A 26,448-nucleotide genomic window follows, 5' to 3' on the forward strand; every position below is an offset into this window, starting at 1 on the left:
GAGAAGGGATGTTTAAAATGACAGGAAGATTAGATGAAGATTTAAAAGATGTAACATTATTAGGAAATCAAAATACAAAATATTTATTTGAATATAGCCCGGAAATTTTAGAGGTATTTGATAATAACCATCCAAACCGTGATTACTTTGTAAAATTCAATTGTCCTGAATTTACAAGTTTATGTCCGAAAACAGGACAACCAGATTTTGCAACAATTTATATTAGCTACATTCCAGAACAAAGAATGGTAGAGAGTAAATCTTTAAAGCTATATTTATTTAGCTTCCGAAATCATGGTGACTTCCACGAAGATTGCATGAACGTTATTATGAATGATTTAATTAAATTAATGGATCCACGCTATATTGAGGTATGGGGGAAATTTACACCACGTGGTGGTATTTCAATCGATCCTTACTGTAACTACGGCCGCCCAGGAACTAAGTATGAGAAAATGGCAGACTACCGCATGATGAATCACGATTTATATCCAGAAAAGATCGATAATCGTTAATATAGAAAGAAAGGATCTGTATGATATACAGATCCTTTCTTTCTATTATATTATGCATGTTGATTAATGACAGTATAGTTTTTATGGCTTACAACTGTAAGAGGTTCCATATCTAGTTCTCTAAAATTCTCCATAATTGTTATATCAACAATAACGGAGTTTTGATTTACCTTTTGAACACGGCCTTGCATTCCACCTTTAAATTCAATGATATCTCCAGTTTCTGCGATCTGCATAAGCAACTCTCCTTGTTCCAGTTTTCCCAAAAAAAGAATAATTTGGGCTTTTTTATTTCTTCTTATTTTGAACTATATTTACTACTTTGTAAATGTTTCCAAAGTAAAAATTCGAAAAATATTCACTTTTTGTAAGAAAATATGTAAAAAATATTGTTTAGGAGAAGAATGATGAAAATGCATACATCTTTATACGGGAGTATAATAAAAGATACAATGACCTACTAAAGTGGGAGAAATTAGGGGCTGGAAAATGATGTTTGAAATTGTGGGGAGCTTTATAGCGATTTTATTATTTTTATTTTCATATATACAGTTGAAGAAAGTGCGTCATCATGAAACAACTACATATTTTGATGGACTGGATGGTGTGCACAACTCGATAACACATGATAGTGGTGGGGATATATAACTTTCTTTTTATGCATGGTATGATGGCAAGAAGAAATAGTACGTAATATAGTTCGTAAGTGATGAATGGGGAGTGGAAAGAATGCGAATTTCTTTTATTCGTCATGGTCGTTTGGACAGTACTATAGAGCCAATGACAATTATTTTATTTCGTGAATGGATGAAGCAATATGATTTAGGGACTACAGTAAAAGAAACTCCTATACCAATTGAAACAATTGAGGCGATTGAATCAGCGAAACTGGTTGTAACGAGTGATCAAAGGCGCGCTGTACAGTCAGCGGCTGAGTTATTGGATTTCCTATCTTTTGTGCAAAATCCTCTTTTTAGGGAAGCGGAAGTTCCAACGAGTTTTTATGCTCCAAAATGGTTGAAATGTAAACCGAATGTATGGATGTTTATTGGACGTACACGATGGATAGTTGGTTATAGTAAAGAGGTTGAGTCTTATAAGGAAGTACGAGAAAGAGCAAGGCAAGCCGCTAATATGTTGCACCGCTATGCGCTCGTACATGGACATATTGCCCTTGTAGGTCATAGTTATTTTAATGCGATGATTGGGACTGAACTGAGGGCAATGGGGTGGTCTGGGTCGCCTATTTTTCATAGGAAGCCATGGGGATGTACAACGTATACATTTCATGAGGCGATGGATGGAAATGTATTAAATACAAAATTAATTTAAAAGAGGCTGTCCCTTTGGCAGCCTCTTTCTCTACATAACAAGTAAAAAAGAATTGTCCTTTTAAAATATAGAAACCAATGACCGTAATGGTTTTATTAGATGGGCATACGATTCACCGACGAGCATAACGGTTTTATCTTCTTTGTAACCAAGTTTTTCATATAGTGAAAAAGCGCGTTTGTTTTCTAAATTAACAAGTAAGGCAATTTTTTCATGCCCTTTTTCAGTTGCATGAAGTTCAGCTGCATCGATTAATTTAGAGCCAATACCACGTCCACTGTACATACTTGAAACTGACAACGTGTCAATATAATACTCATCAAGTTCAGCTTCTTTTTCTAACGTAATGGATTCGTCTTCATGTAGTTCTCTTAAGTAGTGTATGATTGGTGCATCAAGTTGTTCAGCGTCACTACCGTGATAAACGACAATAACCCCAACTACCTTTCCACCTTGTTCAGCCACTAAACAGTTTTCATAGCTCAATCGATTATTTTCTTTTACGAACCATGTTTCAAGTCCTAGTATTACTTTTGCTTCAACTGTGCTACCTGTGATTTTTTCAGCAATTTCGTGCAGAGCGTTATACAATAAAGGTGCTACTTCTACCGCATCTGTCTTTTTTGCTTTCCGAATCATAGTATCCCTCCTAGTTCTAAATGTATATTGTAGCATAAAATAAAATATCAAACAGTGATTTGGAACTTTGTTATACAGGGTATCAAAAAGTTTGATATAGAGAAGTAGCTATGTTAGTATATGATATTTAGTGCGAATATAATAAAGTGATATAGATATAAAAATAATGAAAGTGAGTTACATAATAGTAACGGGATAATTTTACCGTTGTCGACCTATAGAAGATGCGATAGAATAAAATATTGCAGAGAGGTGAAATACATGGATAAACAATTAGCAAATACAATTTTGGATCAGCTGAAAAATGATGAAATAAAGGAGTATGTTGCGACGAAAGATGTATTTTATACGTTCAGAGAAGTTGTTGTAAATCGAGAAGATTTTAAACATATTATCGGGAACGCACAGCGCGGTGGACAGGTAATTTATACATATTCAGAAACACCACGTTCATAAATAGAAGATAAAGGAGAGGAGAATTATGGGGGATTTTAAACAAGGCATATTGCCACATTGGGATTATATGTGGAAAGATAGAGCTGGGAATAGGTTTATGGGAATGGTTATGTATCCAGAGAAACGAAAATGTTCAGCAAAAATGCTTCAGAAAATAAAAAGGGCGTATGAACAAGCAGTAGAAATTAAAGTAACGGTACAAGTTCAACATACATATCAGTACGTAGAAGGAATGATCGTATACTTTGATGAAGAAGCTCCTGTATGTACAATGCTCGATAAAGATGAGAATCCACATCATATATTTGTAAAAGATATTTTGCGTATTGAGCAGCCTGAATGATTTTTTTCATAAATAAATTGAAGTTCCATAATAATAATCTTTTTCTATAATAGTTATCTTTTAGTATGTAACGAGGAACGAAAGAGTATGTATAAATATTTAATAAAGTAAAATTAATAAATGTAATCGTTTTTTGGAACAGATTATCGTTTAAGGTCTGTTCTTTTTTGCGTGATGCTGGAGAAATATATTACTCCAGCATTTACTGTTTTATGACAAAAAATATTGTTAACTTTTTTTAAAATAAGGTTAAATTCGTTGACAACTTTTTTGAAAAGCACTTTATTGACATGAGTTTTAGAATGTTGTTTCATAGTCTTTGTATTGAAAAAAATCGACGGTCATGTCGAAAAGTGAAATTTAAAAAAAGAAAGAATTTATACATATATCTTGTGTCTTATTTTGAAACGTAATACAATATATAGAGAAATCAAGAAACGACATACAGAGAATATAGATTGGAGAGGGAGGGTCGGAAATGTTAGTTGCATATGATTCTATGACAGGAAACGTGAAGCGTTTCATTCACAAATTAAATATGCCGGCCGTTCAAATTGATGAAGCTCTAGTATTAGATGAAGACTTTATTCTTATTACGTATACAACAGGTTTTGGAAATGTACCGGAACGTGTTTTAGACTTTTTAGAACGCAATAATGAAAAATTAAAAGGCGTATCTGCAAGTGGCAATCGTAATTGGGGAGACATGTTTGGTGCAAGTGCTGACAAAATCTCTACTAAATATGAAGTGCCTATTGTATCAAAATTTGAGTTATCTGGAACAAATAATGATGTAGAATACTTTAAAGAAAGGGTGCGGGAGATTGCGACACATTGAACTGAATAATGAAATCACGCAAATGCAGGACGGTTTTTATCAGCTTCATAAAGATAAAGAGGCATTAGAAGTCTTTATGGAAGAAGCTAGAGAGAATACCGTTCATTTTAATAGCGTGGCAGAGCGAATGGAGTATATGAAAGAACATGATTACTATTACAACGTTCTGGACGAGTATAGCTTGGAGGAAGTAGAAGGAGTTTATAACATCGCTTATGGTGAAAACTTCGAGTTCCAATCTTATATGGCAGCATCTAAGTTCTATAAAGATTATGCGTTAAAAACGAATGATCAAAAACAATACTTAGAAAGCTATGAAGATCGTGTAGCAATTGTGTCATTATACTTAGGACGCGGTGATGTTGCGAAGGCAAAACACTTCGCAAGCATGATTGTAAAACAAAACTACCAACCAGCGACACCAACCTTTTTAAATGCGGGAAGAAGCAGAAGAGGAGAAATGGTGTCTTGTTTCTTGTTAGAGATGGATGATAGCTTAAATTCAATCGGCTTTAACATTAATACTGCAATGCAATTATCGAAAATCGGTGGTGGAGTAGCTTTAAACTTATCTAAGCTACGCGCACGTGGTGAGCAAATTAAAGGTATTGATAACGCCGCAAGTGGTGTAGTACCTGTTATGAAATTACTTGAAGATTCGTTTTCGTATGCGAATCAGTTGGGTTAACTTTATGGCTCAACTATAAAACCAGGTCAATTGCTGGAACGCCTGAGTATATCAAGGTAGGATACTACGAAGAAATTACGTAGCGAACCCTGAAAATCCAAGATTGCAGGAAATCAGCAGCCGAGCTCCTAAATTTATTAGATAAGGAGAAGGTTCAACGACCAAGTGGCTATGTAGGTGACTAAGTAGCTCGAACCTGGCTTCTCAAAACAACCAAATTCAAAGGGTGTATACAGTTATTATAGTTTATGCCATATTCATGTGCATCAAACATATGATAAATGGTTAAATGAAGAATTTGGCGAGAAGAAGATATGGTCTGAACTCTATAGCGATATAGAGAGGATAGCAGAAATGACTATCCCCCATACGTTTTGACGATATGGAGTAACAATATGCAACGAAAAGGTGCAGGTGCAGTATACTTAAACATTTTCCATTGGGATATTATTGAATTCCTTGATACCAAAAAAATAAATGCCGATGAGAAGAGCCGTATTCAGTCTCTATCAATCGGAATTATCGTTCCAAGTAAGTTCTTTGAGCTTGCTGAGAAAAACGAACCTTTCCATGTTTTCGCGCCTTATACAGTATTTAAAGAGTACGGAAAACATTTAGATGATATAGATATCGACGAAATGTACGATGAATTAATGAGCAATCCGAAAGTGAAGAAGAAGCCATTAGATATTAGTGCGCGTGATATGCTGATTAAAATTGCTATGATTCAGCTTGAGTCTGGTTACCCATACTTAATGTTTAAATCAAATGCAAATAACCAGCATCCACTGAAGGATATTGGAACTGTGAAGATGTCGAACTTATGTACAGAAATCTTCCAGCTACAAGAAACTTCTGAAATAAATGATTACGGTACAGAAGACATTATCCGCCGTGATATTAACTGTAACTTAGGATCGTTAAATATCGTAAACGTAATGGAAAATAAAGAAATTCGTGAAGCAGTTCATGCGGGAATGGAAGCTTTAACAGCTGTTTCTGATATGACGATCATTCCGAATGCCCCAACTGTGAAAAAAGCAAATGATGAGCTTCATTCAGTTGGACTTGGAGCAATGAACTTACATGGATATTTAGCAAAAAATAAAATCGCTTATGAAAGTGCTGAAGCGAAAGAATTCGCTCGTACATTCTTTATGATGTTAAATTACTACTCGATTGAGAAAAGTATGGAGATCGCTAAAGAAAAAGGCGAAACATTTAAAGACTTCGATAAGTCTGATTATGCAAACGGCACATACTTTGAAAAGTATGAAACGACAGATTACAGCCCAGTAACTGAAAAAATTCAGCAATTATTTGAAGGAATTCATATTCCAACAAAAGAAGATTGGACAAGTTTAAAAGAGCAAGTACAGAAGAATGGTTTATACAACTCATATCGTCTTGCAATCGCTCCGACACAATCGATCAGTTACGTTCAAAATGCAACTTCAAGCGTAATGCCAATCGTAAGTCAAATTGAATCAAGAACGTATGCGAATGCGACAACATATTATCCAATGCCGTATTTATCAAAAGATACGTTTTGGTACTATAAATCTTCTTATGATATGAATCAGTTTAAATTAATTGATTTAATCGCAGAAGTTCAAGAACATATTGACCAAGGAATTAGTACAATTCTTTATGTTAATAGTGATATTTCAACACGTGAGTTAGCACGTTACTACATTTATGCACATAAAAAAGGCTTGAAGAGTCTTTATTATACGAGAACACGTAAATTAAGCGTGGAAGAGTGCGTGGCTTGTACCGTTTAATATAAAAAGTGAGACATTATGAGCAGGGTTTTTCTGAACCCTGCTCATGCTTAGTTATCAATTTTTTATGTTTATTTAGAGAAGGGGCGATTTAATGCGTGCGGTAAACTGGAACAAAAAAGAAGATGATTTTAGTTTAATGTTTTGGAAGCAAAACATCGCTCAGTTTTGGACAGAAGAAGAAATCGCAGTATCTTCTGACAAAAATACTTGGGCACAATTATCAAAAGAAGAGCAAATTGCTTATAAGCGTGTATTAGGTGGTTTAACACTTTTAGATACGAAACAAGGTGGCGAAGGGATGCCTCTTGTACTTGTTCATCTTGAAAATTTACAAGCGAAAAGTGTATTAGCTTTCATGGGCGCTATGGAAGAAGTACATGCGAAGAGTTACAGTCATATTTTCACAACATTAGCTACTGAAGAAGAAATTGATGATATTTTTGAATGGGTAGATAACCATCCATTACTTGAGAAAAAAGCTGGTATTGTTACTAGTTACTATCGTCGCTTATTAAAGCCTGAAGTAACGAAAAAAGAGTTATACATGGCAATGGTAGCAAGTGTGTTCTTAGAAAGTTACTTATTCTATAGTGGATTCTTCTATCCACTTTACTTAGCGGGTCAAGGTAAATTGACGGCAAGTGGTGAGATTATTAACCTAATAATTCGTGACGAGTCAATTCACGGCGTATTCGTTGGTATTTTAGCACAACAAATCTTCACAGAACTTTCTGCAGAAGAGCAACAAGAAGTACAAACGGAAACGCAAGAGTTATTAATGGAACTGTATGAAATTGAATTGGCATATACAGAAGAAATTTACACTTCTATCGGTCTTGTAGAGGATGTAAATCGTTTCGTTCGTTACAATGCGAATAAAGGACTTATGAACTTAGGACTTGAGCCGAAGTTTGAGGAAGAAGAAATTAACCCAATCGTTTTAAATGGTTTACGTACAGATACGAAAAACCATGACTTCTTCTCTGTAAAAGGAAATGGTTACGTAAAAGCAACGAATGTTGAAAAGTTAGCAGACGATGACTTCGTATTCAATTTTTAATATAGTGTTATAGAAAAAGCTGTCTTTATAGAAAAGACAGCTTTTTTGCTATGAATAGTTTACATAATGTTATTATTTCATGGAAATATTTTAATCTTGTAAAAGCCCAATTTTTGAGGAAGTGGGAATCAAGAAAAAACACGGATTAAGGTTTTATTTTCATATTTAGTCGTATGAGAGATTGAATAATTTATGTCAAAATGAATAAAAAATGAGAAGAAATGAGGTCTAATTCCACCTATACGTTCTTTTTAATATTGAATTTTTAAGCTCTAGAAATTTTGGCTTGAAAATTGCATGAATATTTAAAAAGCAACAAAAAGGGAGGTAGTACTCGGTGTGATATATGGTTATTTGAAAACGCTTCCTTTTGATTGTCGATTTTTAAATGGAAATTAGATAGAGAAAGTAGGAGGAATGATAGGTGGGGAAAGTAGTTGGTTTAAAACGTTCATTAGGGCTTTGGTCAATTGTTATGCTAGGGGTCGGGTATATGACACCGATGGTTGGGTTTGACACATTTGGAATCGTTTCTGAAAAAACGGGTGGTCATGTTCCAGGAGCTTATCTTATTGCATTAGCGGGGATGTTGTTTACCGCTGCAAGCTACGGAAAAATGGTAAAGGCTTTTCCTACCGCAGGATCTGCTTATACGTATACACAGAAGACAATTAGTGCAAGGCTTGGGTTTCTTGTTGGATGGTCCGCGTTATTGGATTATTTGTTTCTACCAATGGTGAACGCACTATTAACGAGAATTTATATGTCAGCATTTTTCCCAAGTGTTCCTAGTTGGGTATGGGTCATTGGCTTTGTTCTCCTGGTTACATTAATAAATATGATTAGCGTAAATGTTACTGCTAATTTCAATACGTTCTTAGTAATATTTCAAGTGTTAGTAATGGCCGTATTTGTTTTTCTAGTTATAAAAGGCTTATTAGCGGGAGAGGGAACAGGAGAAGTTTTTTCCATTCAGCCGTTTTTTCAATCAGATATACAAATATCACCGTTAGTTGCAGGTGCAACAATTCTTTGTTTCTCATTTTTAGGTTTTGATGCAGTAACTACATTTTCAGAAGAGACACCAAACGCCAAAAAAACAATTCCTCGAGCTATTTTTCTTACTGCTTTAATCGGCGGAGTTTTATTCATTACTACAACGTATTTTACACAATCTATTTTTCCAGATACATCTGTATTTAAAAATCAAGAATCAGCATCCCCAGAAATTGCGCTATATGTTGGCGGGAAATTATTTCAAGCTTTCTTTTTAGTAGGAACCCTTATGGGGACACTTGCGTCTGGTTTAGCTTCTCATACAAGTGTATCCAGGTTATTATACGTAATGGGGCGAGATAATGTAATTCCGAAGAAAATATTCGGATACATTCATCCTCGCTGGAGAACCCCAGTATATAATATTATTTTTGTAGGAATTATTTCGCTCTTCGCTATATTCATTGATTTAGAAACAGCAGCATCTCTTATTAACTTTGGAGCGCTTATTGCATTTACATTTGTTAATTTGTCTGTAATTTCTTACTATATAATCAAGAAAAAAAGATATAAGACGATAAAAGATTTCTTAAATTACTTAGTTATGCCTATTTTGGGTGCTGCTACTGTAGCCGTACTATGGTTTAATCTCAATATCCATTCACTTATTTTGGGACTTTGCTGGGCTGCTATTGGAATTGGGTACCTTCTATATGTTACAAATATGTTCCGTTCAGCTCCTCCGCAAATGCATTTTGAAGAAGCACAGGAAATATAAAAAGAAAAAGGCATCGGATAAGTTCCGATGTCTTTTTCTTTTTATATTTGATAATCATGCAGCATTGCATAAGTCACTCAAAGATTCATAAGTAAAGGGGATGACACGATATGATTAACGTAGTATTTTCACTTGGCACGATTATTGCTTTGTACAATTAGTAAAAGTATAAAGAGGGGTGTTATCGTGCCGATTCAATCAGAAAAACATACAAATACAGTTGAAGTTGAAAATCCTTTAGAGGAATTTCAAGCTATATTAAAAGAGGCGCTTCATTTTTTAAGTTATCCAGACGAAGTATTCGAATTTCTGAAAAAACCAATGCGTTTTTTAGAAGTAAGCATTCCTGTTCGAATGGATGATGGAACAACAAAGGTATTTCAAGGGTATCGCGCTCAGCATAACGACGCAGCAGGGCCAACAAAAGGTGGTATTAGATTTCATCCAGATGTTACGGCAGAAGAAGTAAAAGCACTTGCTGGCTGGATGAGCTTGAAATGTGGAGTGACAGGACTGCCATATGGAGGCGCAAAGGGCGGGATTATTTGTAATCCACAGGAGTTGAGTTTTAGAGAACTAGAGTTACTGAGTCGTGGGTATGTAAGAGCAGTAAGTCAAATTGTGGGGCCGACGAAAGATATTCCAGCACCTGATATGTATACAAATGCGCAAATTATGGCTTGGATGCTAGATGAATATGACCATATCAGGGAGTTTGACTCTCCAGGCTTTATAACCGGGAAGCCATTAATGTTAGGAGGATCACAAGGGCGGGAAACAGCAACGTCTAAAGGTGTATTGTATACACTTCAGTTAGTAAGTGAGTTAAAACAAATTCCGCTACAAAATATGCGAGTTATTATTCAAGGGTTTGGGAATGTTGGAGGTTATTTGGCAAAATATTTATATGATATTGGTGTGAAAGTAGTCGGGGTATCAGATGCTATAGGAGGAATTTATAATCCAGACGGTCTAGATGTTCCTTATTTACTAGAAAACAGAGATTCTTTCGGTGTAGTATCGAATCTCTTTAGTAAAACAATTTCTAATCAGGAGTTGTTAGAAAAAGAATGTGATGTACTCATTCCGGCGGCAATTGGAGGAGTCATTACAAAACATAATGCAGGAAAGCTTGGATGTAAGATTATCATTGAGGCTGCAAATGGACCAACAACAAAAGAGGCGATAACCATGTTAGAAGAAAAGGGAATTTTGGTTGTTCCAGATATTTTAGCAAACTCTGGTGGCGTGATTGTTTCATATTTTGAATGGTGTCAAAATAACCAAGGATATTACTGGACGGAGCAATATGTTGATCAATGTTTAAAGGAGAAAATTACATCTAGTTTTTCTAACGTACTTGATACTTCTAAACGCTTTGGAGTAAATATGAAAATTGCTGCCTATATGGAAGGGGTTCGCAAGATTGTAGAAGCATCGCGCCTAAGAGGTTGGTTGCATTTTTAACCTAAAGGGAGGGCTAAAATGAAACTGGATATTTTATTAGAAGAAGTGGAGAGACAACAAATCGGTTATTACTGTATTGTGTCGAATAGTCATCGTTACGATATAGCTGTTACGTATTCGCAACAGTTTCTTGGAAAAGCAATGGTTACCTCAATTCAAAATGGGAGAATGGTTTTATTAAGCCAAGAAGATATTGGAGAGGAACAATATTGGGCAACAAGGCTAGGAATTGAGGTAGAAGATATAGAAGAGTTTCAAAGCTTTTTCTATATGATTCTTCAGTCACAAAGGTTAGAAGAACAATATTAATAGAATAAAAGAAAGGGATGATTGATTATGTATTATGATATTATTACGAGTCCGTGTTATGGAATAATTGAAAAAGTGTCTATCGATAAGGATTCTCGAATTTATGAATGGGAGCCATTATTCGCTATTAAAGATATGAATGGTAAACTGGAAGTAATTAAGATGGGATGTAGTGGAGAAGTTCAATCTTTAGAAGTAGAAGCGGGAGATAAAGTAATTCCAGGTATGGTATTAGCTTATATTCAAGAAGATCTTTTCGTTAGTGGTAGTGATTAATGATAGAACTATGAGGAAGATGGAGGCACTCATCTTCCTTTTTTTATTAAATAAAGAAAGAAATGTTTTATTTTCAGATTAATTAAAAAAATCTATATTTAATGATACAATACAAATTAAATAGTTCAAAGGAGGAATAGCAGAATGTTTTCCATCGCTCATACAAAAATTAGACCCATAGTTTCTCTACCTATCGATCAATCTGAAAAGGAATGGCATATAGATGTTAAAAATATAAAAGAATCGTTTCTATTTTTAAAAAGAGGAGATAAATTATTTGCATACGTTCATGTGAAGGATCTGCTATCAAATAGTAAGGAATTAACTTCTAAGCTATTACTTTCAAATGCTGTTTCACTAGATACAATATGTCATCTTAGTAAAGATATTTCTTTAACAGCTCTTTTTCAAATTATTGGAGCGCCGATTGCCATAGTAAAAAATGAAGTGGATGAGCTAACAGGATATATAAGAAGAGAGGATGTTTTTGCAGAACTATTTAAACAAGAAAATCAGAGTGTTGATATATTGAAAATTATTTTAACGTCTATTCCAATGGGGATTTTTGTAGTAGATCGAGAAAAGAAAATTGTAAATTGTAATGAATCTGGTTTGAAGATGATTAAATCGACTCCTGAAAAAGTTATGAATGTACCAGCAGAACTGATTTTTAATGGAGAACACATTAATAACGTATTTACAAAGGGAAAAACGATTTTGAATCAATTACAAATCACAAATGAGATGGGTGTATTAGTTGACTATAGTCCGATTCCAAACTTTGATCAAAGTATTGAAGGAATGGTTATTATTGTGCAAGATTTGCCGATGGTCGAGGACATGGCGATGGAAATTGAATATATAAAGGATTTAAATAAAGATTTACATGCAATTTTGTCTAGCATTTATGATGAAATATTAGTTGTTAATCATAAAGGGGAATTAATTCGTTATAGTGAAACTGTTATCAATGATTTTTGGGGGAGTAATTTGAAGGACTTGTTAGGAAAAAATCTTTTAGACCTAGAAAAGAAAGGATTATTTAGTCCATCGGTTACGCGATTAGTGTTGGAAAAACAAAAAAAGGTATCAGTTGTACAAGAAACAAAAAGCGGAAGAAAAATATTAGCAGTTGGAAACCCTGTATTTAATGAAAACGGAGAGCTTCATCGTATTATTATTGCCTCCAGGGATATTACCGAAGCAACGAGATTGAAGACGGAATTACATGAAATAAAGAAGATATCAGAGCAATATAAGAAGGAGTTAGATGACTTTAAAAATAAAGATCGTTTTCTTAAGAAGCTTATTTACTGTAGTCCGAAAATGGAGCAAATTATTAACCAAGCTAAAAAAATAGCAGATTTTTCTTCCAATGTTCTTATTTCTGGAGAATCTGGCGTCGGAAAAGAAGTAATTGCTCAGGCAATTCATCAACTTGGAAACCGATCTTCAAAGCCATTTTTAAAATTAAATTGTGGTGCAATTCCAGAAACTTTGTTAGAAAGTGAACTATTTGGTTATACGAAAGGTGCTTTTACAGGAGCCGATAAAAATGGAAAAGAAGGATATTTTAAGCGGGCGGATCAAGGTATTTTATTTTTAGATGAAATTGGAGAAATGCCTTTACATTTGCAAGTGAAATTGCTTAGAGTCCTACAGGAACAAGAAGTAATTCCTATTGGAAGTACAATCCCTACGAAAATAAATGTACAAATTATTGCTGCTACAAATAAGAGTCTTGAAAAGATGGTGGAATCTGGAACATTCCGTGAAGATTTGTTTTATCGGCTAAATGTAATTCCGTTGCGAGTGCCTCCTCTACGAGAGCGAATGGAAGATGTTCCGGTACTTGCCTTTCATTTCTTGCAACAGTTAAATGAAAAATATAATAAAAATTATCATTTAACTCCAGATGCGCTTAGCTTACTAGAGTTTTACTCATGGCCAGGAAATGTACGTGAATTACAAAATATGATTGAACGTTTAGTAGTATCAGCAGACGATCCAGTAATTGAAGCGGAGTTTGTTAGTAAGTTTTTAACAACTGGTTATGACTTTAAAAAATCAAAACCAGTTATTACAAGAGTATTACCATTACAAGAAGCGCTACATTCTGTAGAAGAACAATTGATTTTACTTGCAATGAAGCAGTATAAAACAACGACTAAGGCTGCAAAAGCTCTTGGAATCAGCCAATCTTCAGTGAGTCGTAAATATCAAAAAATTGTTAGTGAAAAAGGGATAGCGGCTGATATCATCTCTTATTCCTAAAAAAGGAGAAGGTCACATAGACTTCTCCTTTTTGTGTGCGCTCAGCATATGCATATTCTCTAGGAGTCAAGTCCCGAGTGGTGAAGGCGGTAGCAGAAATGATTAACATTCCGTTTTATGCAAAATGGAATAGTGTATGCGAGAGTGCATAAATTGTTTATTGTTTTTAAGAAAATAGTCAGTTTATGTATGATTCCTTTGGATTTTAAAGATTGGCATGAAAATTGCTTATAAATATATAAACGATCGATGAAGGGGGATTCAATATAGTGCTAGATTTAAAAATGTATGTAAACGGTGAATGGAGAGAGTCTAGTAATCAAGAGAAAAGAACGATTATTAACCCTGCGAATGGCAAGGGTATAGCATATGCACCTGAGGGAACGATTGAGGATGCAAAATACGCGATAGAAGTGGCAAGAACGGCTTTCGATAGCGGAATTTGGTCAGCAACATCCACTGCTGAAAGGGCATCATATTTATTTAAAATAGCAGATGAAATTGATAAAAATATGGAAGAATTAGTGTACCTTGAAACAATGGATAATGGAAAAATGTACCGTGAGGCAGAAGGAGATATTGGAGATGCAGCGGCTTGTTTTCGCTATTATGCCGGATTGATTACAAAGCCAGATGGTCAAACATATCATGTAGCCGATCCGATGCAAGCGATGGTTGTAAGAGAGCCAGTTGGTGTTTGTGGATTAATTGTTCCATGGAATTATCCGCTATTGATGAGTGTATGGAAAATTGCACCTGCTTTAGCAGCTGGAAATACAATTGTGTTTAAACCTTCTGAAGTGACACCAATCACTGCAACAAAGCTATTCGAAATCCTTGAAAAAGTAGGGCTACCAAAAGGTGTTGCTAATATGGTAATGGGGGCTGGTCCAATAGTAGGAAATGAAATTGCAGCGAGTAATAAAGTGGATATGATTTCCTTTACAGGTGGAACAAAAACAGGTAAGCACATTATGAGAACAGCGGCTGATAATATGAAAAAGATTTCGTTAGAACTTGGAGGGAAATCTCCAAATATTATTTTTGCAGATGCAGATTTTGAGACCGCTATTGATTATGCTCTATTCGGTATTTATGCAGGTAGCGGACAAGTATGTTCAGCAGGATCAAGAATCCTTGTAGAAGAAAAGATTTATGATAAATTTGTTAATAGTTTTGTAGAGCGAGCACAGCAAATTAACGTTGGGCCTGGTGATAATCCAGAATCAGAAATGGGGCCACTTGTAAGTCAAGAACATATGGAAAAAGTATTACGTTATATTGAAATTGGGAAAGACGAAGGTGCAAACGTTGCTTGCGGAGGTAGACGAATAATGGAGGATGGAAAAGGTGATGGTTTCTTTATTGAACCAACAGTCTTTGTCAATGTAAAACCTGATATGCGTATTGTCCAGGAAGAAATCTTCGGTCCTGTTGTAGTAATTCAAAAGTTTAAAGACGAACAGGAAGCAATTGAGTTGGCAAACGGTACAGACTATGGTTTGGCTGGAGGAGTATTTACAGTCGATGGTGCAAAAGCAATGCGTGTGATTCGCAAACTTCGCGCAGGAATTACGTGGATTAATAGCTATCACCCAACATACAATGAGGCGCCTTGGGGCGGATATAAGCAGAGTGGTATAGGTCGTAGTCTAGGAACGTTTGGTTTAGAAGAATTTCAAGAAATTAAGCAGATTAATATAAATCTAGAAGTAGAACCTATTGGTTGGTTTGCAAATAAAAAAAATGTAGAGGTGAATTAGATGGAAACGAACGTGAAAAATAAATTGAATGAGAAAGAATCAAATGTAAATGAGTATATTACGAAAGTACTACAGTTAATTGAAAAAGAAAAGGTTACTGAAGAAGAGGCAAACTGGATTCAAAAAGAAACAGTAGATGGATTTAGAGAGCATGTAAACCCTGGTTTTCTTGCTTATAGAAAAACAGTAACAAAAGATGGACAATTTGCAGCAGTAGAATGGTCAGATGAAGGATCTTGCTTCATGGATATTAATGGTAAAAAGTATATTGACTGTTTAGGTGGATTTGGAATTTATAATGTTGGTCACCGTAATCCGAAAGTGGTAAAAGCTGTGACAGATCAATTAAAACGTCAAGCATTGCACAGTCAGGATTTACTGGATCCACTTCGAGCAATGCTTGCAAAGATTTTAGCGGATATTACACCTGGTGATTTGAAATACGCCTTCTTTACAAACAGTGGTACAGAAAGTGTGGAGGCAGCACTAAAACTAGCAAAAATGTATAGTGAACGAACAACGTTCATTGCTACAACGCGTGCTTTCCATGGTAAGAGCCTTGGTGCTTTATCTGGGACGGCAAAAGGAATGTTCCGTAAGCCATTTTTACCATTAATTCCGGGTTTCCGTCATGTTCCGTTTGGCGATATTGATATGATGAGAAAAACATTTGAGACATGTGCATTAGTGGGAGAAGATGTTGCAGCAGTTATTTTAGAACCAATTCAAGGAGAGGGCGGTATTATTTTACCTCCAGAAAATTATTTGAAACAAGTACGAGAGCTTTGTGATGAGTTTGGATCACTCCTTATCTTTGATGAAGTACAAACTGGAATGGGACGTACAGGAAAAATGTTTGCTGCAGAATTATATGATGTCGTGCCGGATATTATTTGTCTTGCGAAGGCGTTTGGTGGAGGTGTAATGCCAGCGGGAGCTATTGTTGCGAAAGAAACAGTATTCAAAAGTTGGTTTGAAAATCCATTTATGCACACAACAACATTTGGAGGAAATCCACTTGCATGTGCTGCTGCAATTGCAACAATTCATGTATTATTGGAAGAGAAATTACCGGAACGAGCGATGGAAGTTGGGGAGTATTTCTTAAATGGATTGAAACAAGTAGCAGAAGGACATGAAGATAAAATCTTTGAAATCCGTGGTCAAGGTTTAATGATTGGGATTGAATTCCATAAAGACGAGATTGGTTATGAAGTGTCAAAGGCGATGTTTGATCAAGGTATTCTTGTTGCGGGAACATTAATTAATTCAAAAACAATTCGTATTGAACCATCCCTTACAATTAGCTATGAAGAAGTAGATACAGTTATTAATACGTTTAAATCTGTGCTAACTCAAGTAAAAGTAAAATAAATTTCGCATAAGATTATATGTGAATTCAAACGATTGAAACTATAATTAGAATAGATTTACTTATATTGTATTACAGGAAGGCAGTGTAACGAAAAGTTACACTGCCTTTTTATTACATTTTTTGTTTTAAGTATTTACATGTAATTTGTCTTAGTGTACTATTTAACTAACACACTAAGACAGGAGGGGAGAAATGAAAATCGAGTTTTCTCCAAATACACCAATTTACATTCAAGTAATGGAATACATAAAGAAAGAAATTGTAACGGGTCATTTATCGCCTGGTGATAAAATTCCCTCTGTACGTGAATTAGCGAGTGAATTACAAGTAAATCCAAATACGATTCAACGTACATTTCAAGAGTTAGAGCGGGATGGAGTTGTAGTAACACGTAGAGGAATGGGACGATATGTAACGAATGAAGGGGAGAAGATTATGGAGCTGCGAAAAGATATGGCGAAAGAATTACTTCATTCTTTTATAGATGGAATGGACAATTTAGGTTTTTCAGAAGAAGAAATTCTTACAATCCTTCGTTCTTCATTACATGAGAAAAGGGAGGAGAGCGAATGACAGAGTTATTAAAAATAGAAAACGTATGGAAGCGGTACGGATTAAAAGCAGCGATCCGTGAGTTAAACATAGAGATTACAGAAGGAAAAATCGTTGGGCTTGTTGGAGATAACGGAAGCGGGAAAACGACGTTATTAAAAATGATTGCAGGATTGCAGCATCCTTCTGAAGGCAGCATAGTAATTAACGGTAAAAAAGTAGGGTTAGGGACGAAAGAAATCGTTTCATTTATGTCTGATAAGCCAGGCTTTGATGATTGGATGACTGTAAAAGATGCCCTATTTTTCTATCGAGATTTTTATAAAGACTTCGATATTCAAAAAGCAGTAGATACGATTGCAGAATTTAAAATACCATTAGAAGAAAAGATTACAGCATTATCAAAAGGGATGATTGAAAAGCTTCAAATTATTTTAACGTTTTCTCGAAAAGCGAAGTTATATATACTAGATGAACCACTTGGCGGGATTGATCTTGTTTCTAGAGAACACGTATTAGATCTCATTCTACAATTTTATAGAGAAGATTGTACGATACTAATCTCGACTCACCTAATAAATGAAGTTGAAAATATTTTTGATGAAGTAATCTTTTTAAAAGATGGGGAAATTGTATTGTATGAAAATGTAGAAGAGTTACGTTTTCAGAGAGGGAAAGCTGTCACGGAGGTGTTTAAGGAGGTGTTTAGTAGATGAAGTCGAGCTTAATATATATGTACAATGTAAATAAAAAGCAAATTATTATTTCATTGTTATCATTTATATTCGTTGTAGCTGTAGCTTTCGTAAGTTTGGGAAATTATATTAAGCAAGAATCAGGAGAGATAAGGCAAATAATTATAGTTTCCTTAGTTATCTTAGTATATATAATTTTTATAGCATTGCTATTTATTCAGGCGATGTCTGCATTTGGAAAAATGACTGAAAGTACATTATTTCGATTAACGCCGACATCAGGTAAAAAGATTGTTTTAGCAATATTGTTATATACTGCAATTAGTTTACTTATTTTTGAAGTAATAGGTTCTATTTTTTTATATAGTATTTCTATGAAAATAATAAAGGGTACAGAGCTCTATGAAGTGCTATTTACCCAAAGTGGATTAAATCCATTAGGGCACTTATTTAGTACTATTGTATATGTATTTAATTTATCTAGTATATTACTTGTATTGCTTTTTGTAGTAGCTAGCGTTAAAGTGTTTTCTTTGAAAAAGAAGAAGTTAAAATATCCAATTGTATTTTTCTTATTTTTACTAGTAACAAAATTATTAGGTACTATATATGGAATGTTGGGCGGTCTTGCACCTACTGCGCCTTTAATAACAAAGTTAGTATATATAGATGAATCATCAGAAGCAAATGTGTTGCTTTATCAAGAAAAACTTATGAATTTATATAGTATTGCTTTTTCAATCGGTATATTTGTTTTACTTGTTTATATAACAGGTCGCATAATCGACAAAAAGTTAGAAGTCTAGAGGAGGAATCAGCATTGGGAAACGTAGTAGTGAAATTAGAAAATGTTCGAAAAAAGATTGGTAAGGCAGAAATCATTCGCGGCCTATCGTTTGAGGTTCGAGAAGGAGAAGTATACGGGTTCCTTGGACCGAACGGTAGTGGTAAGACGACGACAATTCGTATGATGACAGGTCTTATTTCGATGACAGAAGGCGATATTACAATTTGTGGTCATAGCATTCGTACGGAGCGTGAAAAGGCGTTAGAGCAAATTGGAGCAATTGTAGAAAATCCTGAACTATATGATTATATGACTGGAAGGCAAAACTTGAAGCATTTTGCGAACATGGCAATTACACCAATTAGTAAAGAGCGCATTGCTGAAATTGTAAAGCTTGTTGACTTAGAGCATGCGATTCATAAAAAGGTGAAAACATATTCACTTGGTATGAAACAACGTTTAGGAATTGCACAGGCATTACTTCATCAGCCGAAAATCTTAATTTTAGATGAGCCGACAAATGGATTAGATCCAGCTGGTATTCGTCAAATTCGTGATTATTTACAACGTTTAGCGAAAGAAGAGAATATTGCCGTAATCGTATCAAGTCACTTATTAAGTGAAATTGAACTAATGTGTGATCGCGTCGTTATTATAAAGCAAGGTGAGTTTGTACAAGAGTACAACTTACATGAACAAGCGAAACATGATGAGAAAGTAGTTGTAGCGTTTGAAGTAGATCAAGTACAGAAAGCAAATGAAATCATTAAAGGTAAGGCGCAAGGAAATGTAATTGCAGTATCTGTAACGAAAGAAGAAATTCCACAACTTGTAAAGAAACTTGTGAATGACGATGTGCTTGTATACGGAGTTACCGTTCAAAATAAAACGTTAGAGGATGAGTTCTTAGCAATTACAGGGGGAGTGAAAGCGTAATGTTTAAATTAATTCAAAATGAATTTTTAAAGTTGCATGCGAAAAAAGGTATGTATATTTTAATTGGTGTTATTGCAGTATTGGAGATTTTGGGAGTTTTAGCGATGATGAAGTGGGGCGACGGAAGTGAATTTAAAGGATCATATTTAGATTTTGCAAGTTCAGAGATTGGTTTAATTACTTTATTTGCAACAATTTTTGGAATTACGATTGCTTCACGTATGATTACTGATGAGTTCCAAAAAGGTACAATTAAGCAGTTATTAATCCGTCCAAGAAAAAGAATTACCGTTTTATTCTCTAAATATATTACAGTGTTACTTACTATAGTATTTATCATATTTGCTAGCACGTTAATTGCAATGATTATTGGCGGAATTGTAAAGGATGGTAGTAAAACAGAATTAACGTTAGGAATCGTAATGAAATCTACTTTATATCAAGTACTTTCACCGTTCTTCTTTGCGACGCTTGCATTTTTCTTAGCAAACGTATTTAGAAAGTCTGTATTACCATTGATTATTACGATGTTCCTCTTCTTTTTACAAGGACCAATTAATATGGTACTGATGATGTTTGCAAAAGGTGTAGCGAAATTTGTGGTATTTTTCCATTTGAATTTAAGTGCTTACGATAGTAATAAATTAGTAAGTGGCGGAGCAGAACCACCATTTACAGAATTTACGTTTACAACCTCATTATTACTTGTAGTTGCATACTTTGCTGTATTACTTGTAGCATCAAGTGTATTATTCCAAAAACGTGACGTATTATAATAAAAGAAATCCCCGCTTGTAAAAACGGGGATTTTTATTACATAACGTTCCCCTAGATTTCAACTGGAAGAACAGTAATACGGTATTTTAAATAAAACGTACTATATATTTTAAGAGATATGTTGTTTGAAATTATTTGAGAAAAATAGGAAGATTTTCAACTATATTCATATTATAATTTAGTTATTCGGCCATTTGTGGAGAAGGGCTACCCATAAAACACTGAATAAATTTTCACTTTACATCATCTCTGGAGGTGTTCAATATGCAACATGCATTTTCACGTATAAGGCTACGTAGTTTTTTTGGATGGATGATTATAGGGATGTTCCTGACAATGATTCCATTAAGTTTATCAGGTGCTTCTGACAATACGATAGAGTTACTGTCACAAATATCAATATTTTTTGCATTTCCACTATTGTGGCTATATTTAAAAACAAGTAAAAATAATGTTGTTTTTAAAAGCTTTTTTGATAAGCCTGGACGTTTACATTGGGGGTTAATTGTATTAACAACGATCATGGGAATGGTTTTTGCAGTCGGTATATCCCAAATTCAATTTTATATTTTAGCACATACTTTACCTGATTTCTTAGTTACCATGTTAGAAGATGGAAATGTAATTAATACGAGTAACATATACATGACGGTATTTACTTTCATTTCAGCATGTGTATTAGCCCCAATAATGGAAGAGGTTATTTTTAGAGGTTTTTTCTTGCAGCGAATGGCTTACAAATGGGGGATTAAACGAGCGGTTATTATATCCTCTCTTATTTTTGGACTAGGACACTTTGATGTTATCGGTGCTTTCATGTTCGGTGTTATTATGTGCCTTCTATACATAAAGACAAAAAATATATGGACGAATATTGCTGTGCATGCTCTAAATAATTTGATTGCAACGAGTATGCAATTTGTAGGTGGAGATGGAAGTGACGCAATCTCGATTACTGAATTACAAGCACAAAGTAATTTATGGGTCGGCATTGGTTTTGTGATTATCGGTTTATTATGGTTCATTCCTTTTACTTGGAACCAGTGGCGTACAGTAAAAGAAGTTGGTGTGCCACCGATTCGTTTCATAAATGAAGAAAAAGTAGTGAATACATCAGAAGAAAATGAAATATATAGCCAAGTGATAGTAACAGATAGATTGATGGCTGTAGAATTACCTGATGAAGCTGTAAATAAGCTTCGGTTAGAAGAAAATGATTATGTAACAGTTTCTGTAGAAGAAGATAAAATTGTTATAAAGAAAGCGCATAATAGATAATTAAAAAGTAGCTCCTAAAGAGCTACTTTTTAATTTGTAATAATCTCTACACGAAAATTATTACCGTTCTTTACATATTTAATATCTGTAACGATCCGAACGGTTTTTAGAAGTTCAACTTTTTCACCAATTCGAGGGATGGTCGGAACATTGTCCCAAATACCAAGCAAGTCATCTAATTGTGCCGTTTTTTCATAAAACCAGATTTTCAATGTAAAGCCCCTTTCTCGAACTTTATGTATTTTAATACATGATATATCATTTTTATTCTTAATGTAAGGGGTTTTTACTCTTTTTGTGAATAAAGATGAATTAATCTTCTGGGAATATATGTTCAATGTCCGGAGTAAGAGCTACTTCTGATAATACGATATGAGAAACTGTCGTTGCATATGAAGAAACATCATTGATAAATTCTTCAAGTTCAACGAGTGAAGGAACAGAGATTTTTACAATGTAGCACAAGCTTCCTGTTACTCGGTAACAAAAACTTGCAGATGGATAAGACTGAATAAACTGTTGCATACGTGTTGTATCACCATTTTTTAAAGTGATTTCTAAAATACAATCTAAAACAAGTCCTGCTTTTTTATAATTGATATCGATTGTGTATTTTTGAATAATCCCTTCACTTTCAAGTTTACGTACACGTTCTGTAGTAGACGGAGCCGATAAGTTTACTCGTTTTGCTAATTCACGCATCGAAAGGCGGCTATCATTATATAATTCATTTAAAATTTTTCGATCAACACGGTCTAATTGCATTTGTAAATATACCTCCAGTAAAATGATAATTTTTGTAAAGAAAAATTAAAAATTAAGATTCATATGAAATGTAAAGTGAACTTTATTTATTTTACAATAAAAAAGAAGGAAATAGGAGGGGAAATGATGGAGAGAATTACATTATCAAATGTAGGAGATACAAAGTTTCAAAAATTATTAGGTCATAATCCAGATATATTAAATTCGTGGAGTACGTTAGAGAATACACTGTATAGTACAGGGGCCCTTTCCGTAGAGTTAAAGGAGCAAGTAAGAAGAACATTAGCGTTTGGGAATGAATGTCCGTACTGTATGGCAAAGGGAAAGCCGGATGATATACAAAAAATAGAAGAAATTAGCGTAGCCGTTACTTTTGCACATGCATTTGTTCATGACCAAAAGGCGATAGATGATAATATGTTTCATATATTAAAACAATATTGGACTGAAAAAGAAATTGTAGAGCTTTGTGCCTATATTTGTTTTATTACTGCTTCGCAGCAACTTGATTTTCTGTTTCAATTACAGCCCAATTAATTAGGAGGATATTATGCTTAATCAAGCAGCACTTATAATCATTGATGTACAGGAAGCATTTAACTTACCATACTGGGGCGTGAGGAATAACCTTTTGGCGGAAGAAAATATGAAAAGTTTGTTAGAAGAATGGAGAAAAAGAAAACTACCAGTTTTTCATATTCAACATGTAAATAAAGAAAATGTTCAATCGATGTTTTATCAACATGCGGAAACGGTAAACTTTAAAGAAGAAGTGCAACCAATGCCAGATGAAATAATTATCCAGAAATCCGTTAATAGCGCGTTCATTGGGACAAATTTGGAAGAACAATTAAGACAACAAAAATGTAATACGGTAGTGATTGTAGGATTAACAACAAATCATTGTGTGGAGACTACAACACGGATGGCAGGTAATTTAGGGTTTACAACGTATTTAGTGAGCGATACGACGGCTACATTCAATCGTAAAGGTCTGGACGGGACAGAGTATAGTGCAGAGGACATTCACAATATGACACTTGTAAACTTACATGATGAATTTGCCAAAATCGTTACGACTGAAGGTGTTTTAAAATTATTTCAAGAAAATAATTGTGGAATTATGTAGAAAAAAATAAGAATATTTCGTATAATCTAAGTGTAATCATTTTGAAAATAGGGGTGGCATCATATGGAGCAAATTTCAGTAAAGAAAATAGAAAAAGTACTCGTTTTAGCAGGAGAGGATAAACAAAAGCAAAAGGAATTTTATGAATTGCTCTTATCAACGGAGTTTTATGTTGCTGGTTCACTTGAAGCAGAAGACGGGGCAACGGAAGGAACACTTCGTTTGCGTCATTTCCAAGGAGAGGGTAGATGGATCGTTCCGTTCTTTACACAATTGAAATTTGTAAAAGATGTGTTGCCAGAAGGTACGCCCCTTATTACGATACGTGGAAAAGAATTATTTGGTGGCATTGAGAAGGATGCAACAGCTGTATTAAATGTTGGTACTGATATAAGTAAAACATTTATTCCAGAAGAGATTTCAGATATCTCATCTGGACGGATTTTTAATTATTATAAGTAAAAGGAAAAGCTTAGCAGCTTTTCCTTTTTAATTTGAACATGGAGTGGCTATACCAGAAGAAATAGAAACAGTTTTGTTAGTTGTATTTATTGTTGCTGTAGCTCCGAGGGGAATACCGATATTTGGACTTATATGTCCAATCGGTAAACCGAATAACACAGGTATATTATATGGCGTGAAATATTCATATAATATTGTTTGCAATGATTGAGATGGCTTAGAAGGGTTGCAGTCGTGACAACTTGTAAAAATAACGCCGCTGCATTCATTAAACTGTCCAGATAAAAGTAGTTGATTTAACATCCGGTCAATGCGGTACGGTTCTTCACCAATATCTTCAAGCAATAAAAGGTTATTTGATGTATTTATTTCATAGGGCGAGCCAATTATACTTGTTAACACAGTTAAATTCCCTCCAACTAATGTGCCTGTAACTGTACATGGAGAGGTAGGTACGATACATTCTGATGCATATAAGATAGATGAATACGGATGGAATAGTTGATTGAAAGAAGATAAGGAGAGAGAATCTATACCTTTTCCTAATTCTTCAATCATTGGACCATGAAAAGTAACCAGCTCCGCATAACGTGAAAAGGCAGTATGTAAAGCCGTAATATCGCTATATCCCCAAAAAATCTTTGGATTCCGTTGAATGATTTCATATTGAATGTAAGGGAGGAGACGAGCACTGCCGTAACCACCTCGTGCACAAAAGACTGCTTTGACCTCAGTATTTGTAAATGCTTCATGTATATCATCAAGACGAACTTGATCACTTCCAGCTAAATATCCATATTTTTCATAAACACTCTTTCCAATTATTACGGATAATCCCATCTCTTGTAATACGTTCACACCTTTTAATATATTCTCAAGTGTTGGTGGGCCAGACGGTGCAATAACCATTACTGTATCACCTTTTTGCAACGCATTTGGATAAATCATTGTTCTCAGCCTCCTTCTCTTTCAATATATTCGCTTGAGCGAAAGTTCAATCCTTGTAAAAGAAGGGGAAAGCATGTCATATAAAGAAGGTATAGGGAAAGTAGGAGGGAAAATGATGTTTACAAGTCGAGTAATAGATATATTACAAATTAAGTATCCGATTATTCAAGCAGGTATGGCAGGAGCGATTACAACGTCAGAACTTGTTGCAGCTGTGAGTAATAGCGGAGGATTAGGTACGCTTGGAGCAGGGTATATGAGTCCAGAACAAATCCGTGAAGCGATTTATAAAATAAGGGAACTAACAAATAAGCCTTTCGGTGTTAATTTACTTTTAACGAAAGAGATACAGATAGAAGAAGAGAAGGTAAACGAGGCGAAAGTATTACTTAGTGGAGTGAATAGAGAATTAGGTATAGAGGAAGAAAAGACTTTAAAACTTCCAAAAAGCTATAAAGAACAATTACAAGTATTATTAGAGGAAAAGGTACCAGTCGTTAGTTTTGCATTTCAAACGTTAGAAAAAGAAGAAATAGATGATTTGAAAAAGGAAGGGATAAAAGTTATCGGAACAGCTACCCATGTAGCGGAAGCGAAAGCACTTGCTAAGTTAGGGGTAGATATTATTGTCGGGCAAGGTAGCGAGGCAGGAGGGCATAGAGGAACGTTTATTGGGAAAGAACAAGATGCGATGATTGGTACATTTGCATTAATCCCGCAATTAGTAGCGGAAGTACCTCATATCCCGATTGTTGCAGCAGGTGGTGTAATGAATGGGCAAGGGCTTGTTGCGGCATTTGCGTTAGGGGCAGAGGCTGTTCAAATGGGATCAGCCTTTTTAACGAGTGAAGAAAGTATTACGCATGACGTGTATAAAGAGGCGATTTTACATAGTACAGATACGAGTACAACGGTAACCCGTGCGTTTTCCGGGAAATATGCACGGGGTATTCGTAATGAATTTATAGAGAAACATGAAGGAAGAGAAGAGAATTTACCGATGTATCCAGTGCAAAACGTATTAACTTCAAAAATACGTCAAGAAGCAGCGAAGCAAAATAAGGAAGAGTATATGTCGCTTTGGGCAGGACAAGCATCATCATTAGCACGAACGGAATCAGCTCAGCACGTAGTGAAACGTGTCATGAAAGAAGCAGAGAACGTAATTGAACAATTACAAGATGTATATAAAAAAAGACCACTTGAATAATTCAAGCGGTCTT

The 26,448-nt window shown here is 34.8% G+C and carries 29 protein-coding genes and 2 pseudogenes; 26 read left to right on the top strand and 5 right to left on the bottom strand.

Going from position 1 to position 26,448, the window contains the following annotated elements; all coding sequences use genetic code 11:
• The first annotated feature begins 17 nt into the window (after positions 1-17).
• Positions 18-515, top strand: coding sequence for a preQ(1) synthase (gene queF / locus MHH59_RS06740; RefSeq protein WP_078178262.1), 498 nt, complete (start codon positions 18-20; stop codon positions 513-515).
• Between the two features lie 50 nt (positions 516-565).
• Here queF and MHH59_RS06745 read toward each other — a convergent pair whose 3' ends face one another.
• Positions 566-751 carry a YkvS family protein gene (locus MHH59_RS06745; RefSeq protein ID WP_002064385.1) on the bottom strand — a complete coding sequence of 62 codons (186 nt, stop codon included), beginning with the start codon at positions 749-751 and terminating at the stop codon, positions 566-568.
• A 253-nt stretch (positions 752-1,004) separates the two neighbouring features.
• Between MHH59_RS06745 and MHH59_RS06750 the strand changes: the two genes are divergently transcribed.
• Positions 1,005-1,163: a hypothetical protein gene (locus tag MHH59_RS06750; protein WP_002126183.1), complete on the top strand. Its 159-nt coding sequence runs from the start codon at positions 1,005-1,007 to the stop codon at positions 1,161-1,163.
• An 81-nt stretch (positions 1,164-1,244) separates the two neighbouring features.
• Positions 1,245-1,847 carry a histidine phosphatase family protein gene (locus tag MHH59_RS06755; RefSeq protein ID WP_340850983.1) on the top strand — a complete coding sequence of 201 codons (603 nt, stop codon included), beginning with the start codon at positions 1,245-1,247 and terminating at the stop codon, positions 1,845-1,847.
• A gap of 60 nt (positions 1,848-1,907) precedes the next feature.
• Here the strand turns inward: MHH59_RS06755 and MHH59_RS06760 are convergent, their stop codons facing one another.
• Positions 1,908-2,486: a GNAT family N-acetyltransferase gene (locus MHH59_RS06760; protein ID WP_002126186.1), complete on the bottom strand. Its 579-nt coding sequence runs from the start codon at positions 2,484-2,486 to the stop codon at positions 1,908-1,910.
• A gap of 261 nt (positions 2,487-2,747) precedes the next feature.
• Between MHH59_RS06760 and MHH59_RS06765 the strand changes: the two genes are divergently transcribed.
• The 19 genes and pseudogenes from MHH59_RS06765 to MHH59_RS06855 all read left to right on the top strand — a co-directional run bounded on the left by MHH59_RS06765 (position 2,748) and on the right by MHH59_RS06855 (position 21,921).
• Entirely contained in the window at positions 2,748-2,942 is a 195-nt protein-coding gene (locus tag MHH59_RS06765; protein ID WP_002011514.1) for a hypothetical protein, read from the top strand.
• Positions 2,943-2,967: 25 nt separating this feature from the next.
• Entirely contained in the window at positions 2,968-3,285 is a 318-nt protein-coding gene (locus MHH59_RS06770) for a hypothetical protein (RefSeq protein WP_002149607.1), read from the top strand.
• 478 nt (positions 3,286-3,763) lie between these two features.
• Entirely contained in the window at positions 3,764-4,123 is a 360-nt protein-coding gene (gene nrdI, locus MHH59_RS06775) for a class Ib ribonucleoside-diphosphate reductase assembly flavoprotein NrdI (protein ID WP_000959445.1), read from the top strand.
• Positions 4,110-4,808: pseudogene (locus tag MHH59_RS06780) on the top strand (ribonucleotide reductase N-terminal alpha domain-containing protein); the annotation flags it as partial. The gene nrdI and the pseudogene MHH59_RS06780, both read left to right, overlap by 14 nt.
• A gap of 401 nt (positions 4,809-5,209) precedes the next feature.
• Positions 5,210-6,595: pseudogene (locus tag MHH59_RS06785) on the top strand (ribonucleoside-diphosphate reductase subunit alpha); the annotation flags it as partial.
• Positions 6,596-6,689: 94 nt separating this feature from the next.
• Entirely contained in the window at positions 6,690-7,658 is a 969-nt protein-coding gene (nrdF, locus tag MHH59_RS06790) for a class 1b ribonucleoside-diphosphate reductase subunit beta (protein WP_002011508.1), read from the top strand.
• 424 nt (positions 7,659-8,082) lie between these two features.
• The gene (locus MHH59_RS06795; RefSeq protein ID WP_002126196.1) at positions 8,083-9,432 is read left to right on the top strand and encodes an APC family permease; all 1,350 of its coding nucleotides are present in this window, start codon (positions 8,083-8,085) and stop codon (positions 9,430-9,432) included.
• 186 nt (positions 9,433-9,618) lie between these two features.
• Positions 9,619-10,899 carry a Glu/Leu/Phe/Val family dehydrogenase gene (locus MHH59_RS06800; protein ID WP_002126199.1) on the top strand — a complete coding sequence of 427 codons (1,281 nt, stop codon included), beginning with the start codon at positions 9,619-9,621 and terminating at the stop codon, positions 10,897-10,899.
• An 18-nt stretch (positions 10,900-10,917) separates the two neighbouring features.
• Positions 10,918-11,208 (top strand): SAV0927 family protein, encoded by a 291-nt coding sequence (locus MHH59_RS06805; protein ID WP_000762559.1) that lies wholly within the window; start codon positions 10,918-10,920, stop codon positions 11,206-11,208.
• A gap of 27 nt (positions 11,209-11,235) precedes the next feature.
• A complete protein-coding gene (locus MHH59_RS06810; RefSeq protein ID WP_002011502.1) occupies positions 11,236-11,484 on the top strand; it encodes a hypothetical protein in 249 nt (82 codons plus the stop codon).
• Between the two features lie 144 nt (positions 11,485-11,628).
• Positions 11,629-13,758 carry a sigma 54-interacting transcriptional regulator gene (locus tag MHH59_RS06815; RefSeq protein WP_340850984.1) on the top strand — a complete coding sequence of 710 codons (2,130 nt, stop codon included), beginning with the start codon at positions 11,629-11,631 and terminating at the stop codon, positions 13,756-13,758.
• Positions 13,759-14,027: 269 nt separating this feature from the next.
• The gene (locus tag MHH59_RS06820; protein ID WP_033730619.1) at positions 14,028-15,521 is read left to right on the top strand and encodes an aldehyde dehydrogenase family protein; all 1,494 of its coding nucleotides are present in this window, start codon (positions 14,028-14,030) and stop codon (positions 15,519-15,521) included.
• On the top strand, positions 15,522-16,895 hold the full coding sequence (locus MHH59_RS06825) for a putrescine aminotransferase (RefSeq protein WP_340850988.1): 1,374 nt from the start codon (positions 15,522-15,524) through the stop codon (positions 16,893-16,895).
• Positions 16,896-17,088: 193 nt separating this feature from the next.
• On the top strand, positions 17,089-17,469 hold the full coding sequence (locus MHH59_RS06830; RefSeq protein WP_201055843.1) for a GntR family transcriptional regulator: 381 nt from the start codon (positions 17,089-17,091) through the stop codon (positions 17,467-17,469).
• Positions 17,466-18,164: an ABC transporter ATP-binding protein gene (locus MHH59_RS06835; RefSeq protein ID WP_201055845.1), complete on the top strand. Its 699-nt coding sequence runs from the start codon at positions 17,466-17,468 to the stop codon at positions 18,162-18,164. The genes MHH59_RS06830 and MHH59_RS06835 overlap by 4 nt, the downstream gene beginning before the upstream one ends.
• A complete protein-coding gene (locus tag MHH59_RS06840) occupies positions 18,161-18,949 on the top strand; it encodes an ABC transporter permease (protein WP_340850989.1) in 789 nt (262 codons plus the stop codon). The genes MHH59_RS06835 and MHH59_RS06840 overlap by 4 nt, the downstream gene beginning before the upstream one ends.
• 14 nt (positions 18,950-18,963) lie before the next feature.
• Positions 18,964-19,866: an ABC transporter ATP-binding protein gene (locus MHH59_RS06845; RefSeq protein ID WP_340850990.1), complete on the top strand. Its 903-nt coding sequence runs from the start codon at positions 18,964-18,966 to the stop codon at positions 19,864-19,866.
• Positions 19,866-20,642: an ABC transporter permease gene (locus MHH59_RS06850; protein WP_201055849.1), complete on the top strand. Its 777-nt coding sequence runs from the start codon at positions 19,866-19,868 to the stop codon at positions 20,640-20,642. Before MHH59_RS06845 ends, MHH59_RS06850 begins: the two co-directional genes overlap by 1 nt.
• 265 nt (positions 20,643-20,907) lie before the next feature.
• The gene (locus tag MHH59_RS06855; protein ID WP_340850991.1) at positions 20,908-21,921 is read left to right on the top strand and encodes a CPBP family intramembrane glutamic endopeptidase; all 1,014 of its coding nucleotides are present in this window, start codon (positions 20,908-20,910) and stop codon (positions 21,919-21,921) included.
• 29 nt (positions 21,922-21,950) lie between these two features.
• Here the strand turns inward: MHH59_RS06855 and MHH59_RS06860 are convergent, their stop codons facing one another.
• On the bottom strand, positions 21,951-22,133 hold the full coding sequence (locus tag MHH59_RS06860; protein WP_000707108.1) for a DUF3913 family protein: 183 nt from the start codon (positions 22,131-22,133) through the stop codon (positions 21,951-21,953).
• A gap of 100 nt (positions 22,134-22,233) precedes the next feature.
• Positions 22,234-22,686, bottom strand: coding sequence for an Lrp/AsnC family transcriptional regulator (locus MHH59_RS06865; RefSeq protein ID WP_002011610.1), 453 nt, complete (start codon positions 22,684-22,686; stop codon positions 22,234-22,236).
• Between the two features lie 123 nt (positions 22,687-22,809).
• On the opposite strand from MHH59_RS06865, the gene MHH59_RS06870 reads away from it, so the two are divergent.
• The 3 genes from MHH59_RS06870 to MHH59_RS06880 all read left to right on the top strand — a co-directional run bounded on the left by MHH59_RS06870 (position 22,810) and on the right by MHH59_RS06880 (position 24,277).
• Positions 22,810-23,223, top strand: a complete 414-nt coding sequence (locus tag MHH59_RS06870) for a carboxymuconolactone decarboxylase family protein (protein WP_340850992.1) — start codon at positions 22,810-22,812, stop codon at positions 23,221-23,223.
• A 13-nt stretch (positions 23,224-23,236) separates the two neighbouring features.
• The gene (locus MHH59_RS06875) at positions 23,237-23,815 is read left to right on the top strand and encodes a cysteine hydrolase family protein (RefSeq protein WP_201055862.1); all 579 of its coding nucleotides are present in this window, start codon (positions 23,237-23,239) and stop codon (positions 23,813-23,815) included.
• A 63-nt stretch (positions 23,816-23,878) separates the two neighbouring features.
• On the top strand, positions 23,879-24,277 hold the full coding sequence (locus MHH59_RS06880) for an SseB family protein (protein ID WP_002135134.1): 399 nt from the start codon (positions 23,879-23,881) through the stop codon (positions 24,275-24,277).
• 27 nt (positions 24,278-24,304) lie between these two features.
• Here the strand turns inward: MHH59_RS06880 and MHH59_RS06885 are convergent, their stop codons facing one another.
• A complete protein-coding gene (locus tag MHH59_RS06885; RefSeq protein WP_201055864.1) occupies positions 24,305-25,225 on the bottom strand; it encodes a S66 peptidase family protein in 921 nt (306 codons plus the stop codon).
• Positions 25,226-25,298: 73 nt separating this feature from the next.
• Here MHH59_RS06885 and MHH59_RS06890 point away from each other — a divergent pair, with 73 nt between their 5' ends.
• Complete coding sequence (locus MHH59_RS06890) at positions 25,299-26,435, top strand: NAD(P)H-dependent flavin oxidoreductase (RefSeq protein WP_002140949.1); 1,137 nt, start codon at positions 25,299-25,301, stop codon at positions 26,433-26,435.
• The last annotated feature ends 13 nt before the right edge of the window (positions 26,436-26,448 follow it).

This window comes from Bacillus sp. FSL E2-0195 (genome assembly GCF_038003645.1).
In the GTDB taxonomy this organism is placed as follows: domain Bacteria; phylum Bacillota; class Bacilli; order Bacillales; family Bacillaceae_G; genus Bacillus_A; species Bacillus_A mycoides.

Excerpts from the sequence above, each read along its gene's own strand:
- MHH59_RS06880 (WP_002135134.1), top strand. The coding sequence starts at position 23,879 with ATGGAGCAAATTTCAGTAAAGAAAATAGAAAAAGTACTCGTTTTAGCA.
- MHH59_RS06760 (WP_002126186.1), bottom strand. The coding sequence starts at position 2,486 with ATGATTCGGAAAGCAAAAAAGACAGATGCGGTAGAAGTAGCACCTTTA.
- nrdI (WP_000959445.1), top strand. The coding sequence starts at position 3,764 with ATGTTAGTTGCATATGATTCTATGACAGGAAACGTGAAGCGTTTCATT.
- MHH59_RS06840 (WP_340850989.1), top strand. The coding sequence starts at position 18,161 with ATGAAGTCGAGCTTAATATATATGTACAATGTAAATAAAAAGCAAATT.
- MHH59_RS06765 (WP_002011514.1), top strand. The coding sequence starts at position 2,748 with ATGGATAAACAATTAGCAAATACAATTTTGGATCAGCTGAAAAATGAT.
- nrdF (WP_002011508.1), top strand. The coding sequence starts at position 6,690 with ATGCGTGCGGTAAACTGGAACAAAAAAGAAGATGATTTTAGTTTAATG.
- MHH59_RS06835 (WP_201055845.1), top strand. The coding sequence starts at position 17,466 with ATGACAGAGTTATTAAAAATAGAAAACGTATGGAAGCGGTACGGATTA.
- MHH59_RS06830 (WP_201055843.1), top strand. The coding sequence starts at position 17,089 with ATGAAAATCGAGTTTTCTCCAAATACACCAATTTACATTCAAGTAATG.
- MHH59_RS06770 (WP_002149607.1), top strand. The coding sequence starts at position 2,968 with ATGGGGGATTTTAAACAAGGCATATTGCCACATTGGGATTATATGTGG.
- MHH59_RS06885 (WP_201055864.1), bottom strand. The coding sequence starts at position 25,225 with ATGATTTATCCAAATGCGTTGCAAAAAGGTGATACAGTAATGGTTATT.
- MHH59_RS06805 (WP_000762559.1), top strand. The coding sequence starts at position 10,918 with ATGAAACTGGATATTTTATTAGAAGAAGTGGAGAGACAACAAATCGGT.
- MHH59_RS06750 (WP_002126183.1), top strand. The coding sequence starts at position 1,005 with ATGATGTTTGAAATTGTGGGGAGCTTTATAGCGATTTTATTATTTTTA.
- MHH59_RS06755 (WP_340850983.1), top strand. The coding sequence starts at position 1,245 with ATGCGAATTTCTTTTATTCGTCATGGTCGTTTGGACAGTACTATAGAG.
- MHH59_RS06890 (WP_002140949.1), top strand. The coding sequence starts at position 25,299 with ATGTCATATAAAGAAGGTATAGGGAAAGTAGGAGGGAAAATGATGTTT.
- MHH59_RS06855 (WP_340850991.1), top strand. The coding sequence starts at position 20,908 with ATGCAACATGCATTTTCACGTATAAGGCTACGTAGTTTTTTTGGATGG.
- MHH59_RS06870 (WP_340850992.1), top strand. The coding sequence starts at position 22,810 with ATGATGGAGAGAATTACATTATCAAATGTAGGAGATACAAAGTTTCAA.
- MHH59_RS06850 (WP_201055849.1), top strand. The coding sequence starts at position 19,866 with ATGTTTAAATTAATTCAAAATGAATTTTTAAAGTTGCATGCGAAAAAA.
- MHH59_RS06875 (WP_201055862.1), top strand. The coding sequence starts at position 23,237 with ATGCTTAATCAAGCAGCACTTATAATCATTGATGTACAGGAAGCATTT.
- MHH59_RS06865 (WP_002011610.1), bottom strand. The coding sequence starts at position 22,686 with ATGCAATTAGACCGTGTTGATCGAAAAATTTTAAATGAATTATATAAT.
- MHH59_RS06825 (WP_340850988.1), top strand. The coding sequence starts at position 15,522 with ATGGAAACGAACGTGAAAAATAAATTGAATGAGAAAGAATCAAATGTA.
- MHH59_RS06745 (WP_002064385.1), bottom strand. The coding sequence starts at position 751 with ATGCAGATCGCAGAAACTGGAGATATCATTGAATTTAAAGGTGGAATG.
- MHH59_RS06810 (WP_002011502.1), top strand. The coding sequence starts at position 11,236 with ATGTATTATGATATTATTACGAGTCCGTGTTATGGAATAATTGAAAAA.
- MHH59_RS06815 (WP_340850984.1), top strand. The coding sequence starts at position 11,629 with ATGTTTTCCATCGCTCATACAAAAATTAGACCCATAGTTTCTCTACCT.
- queF (WP_078178262.1), top strand. The coding sequence starts at position 18 with ATGACAGGAAGATTAGATGAAGATTTAAAAGATGTAACATTATTAGGA.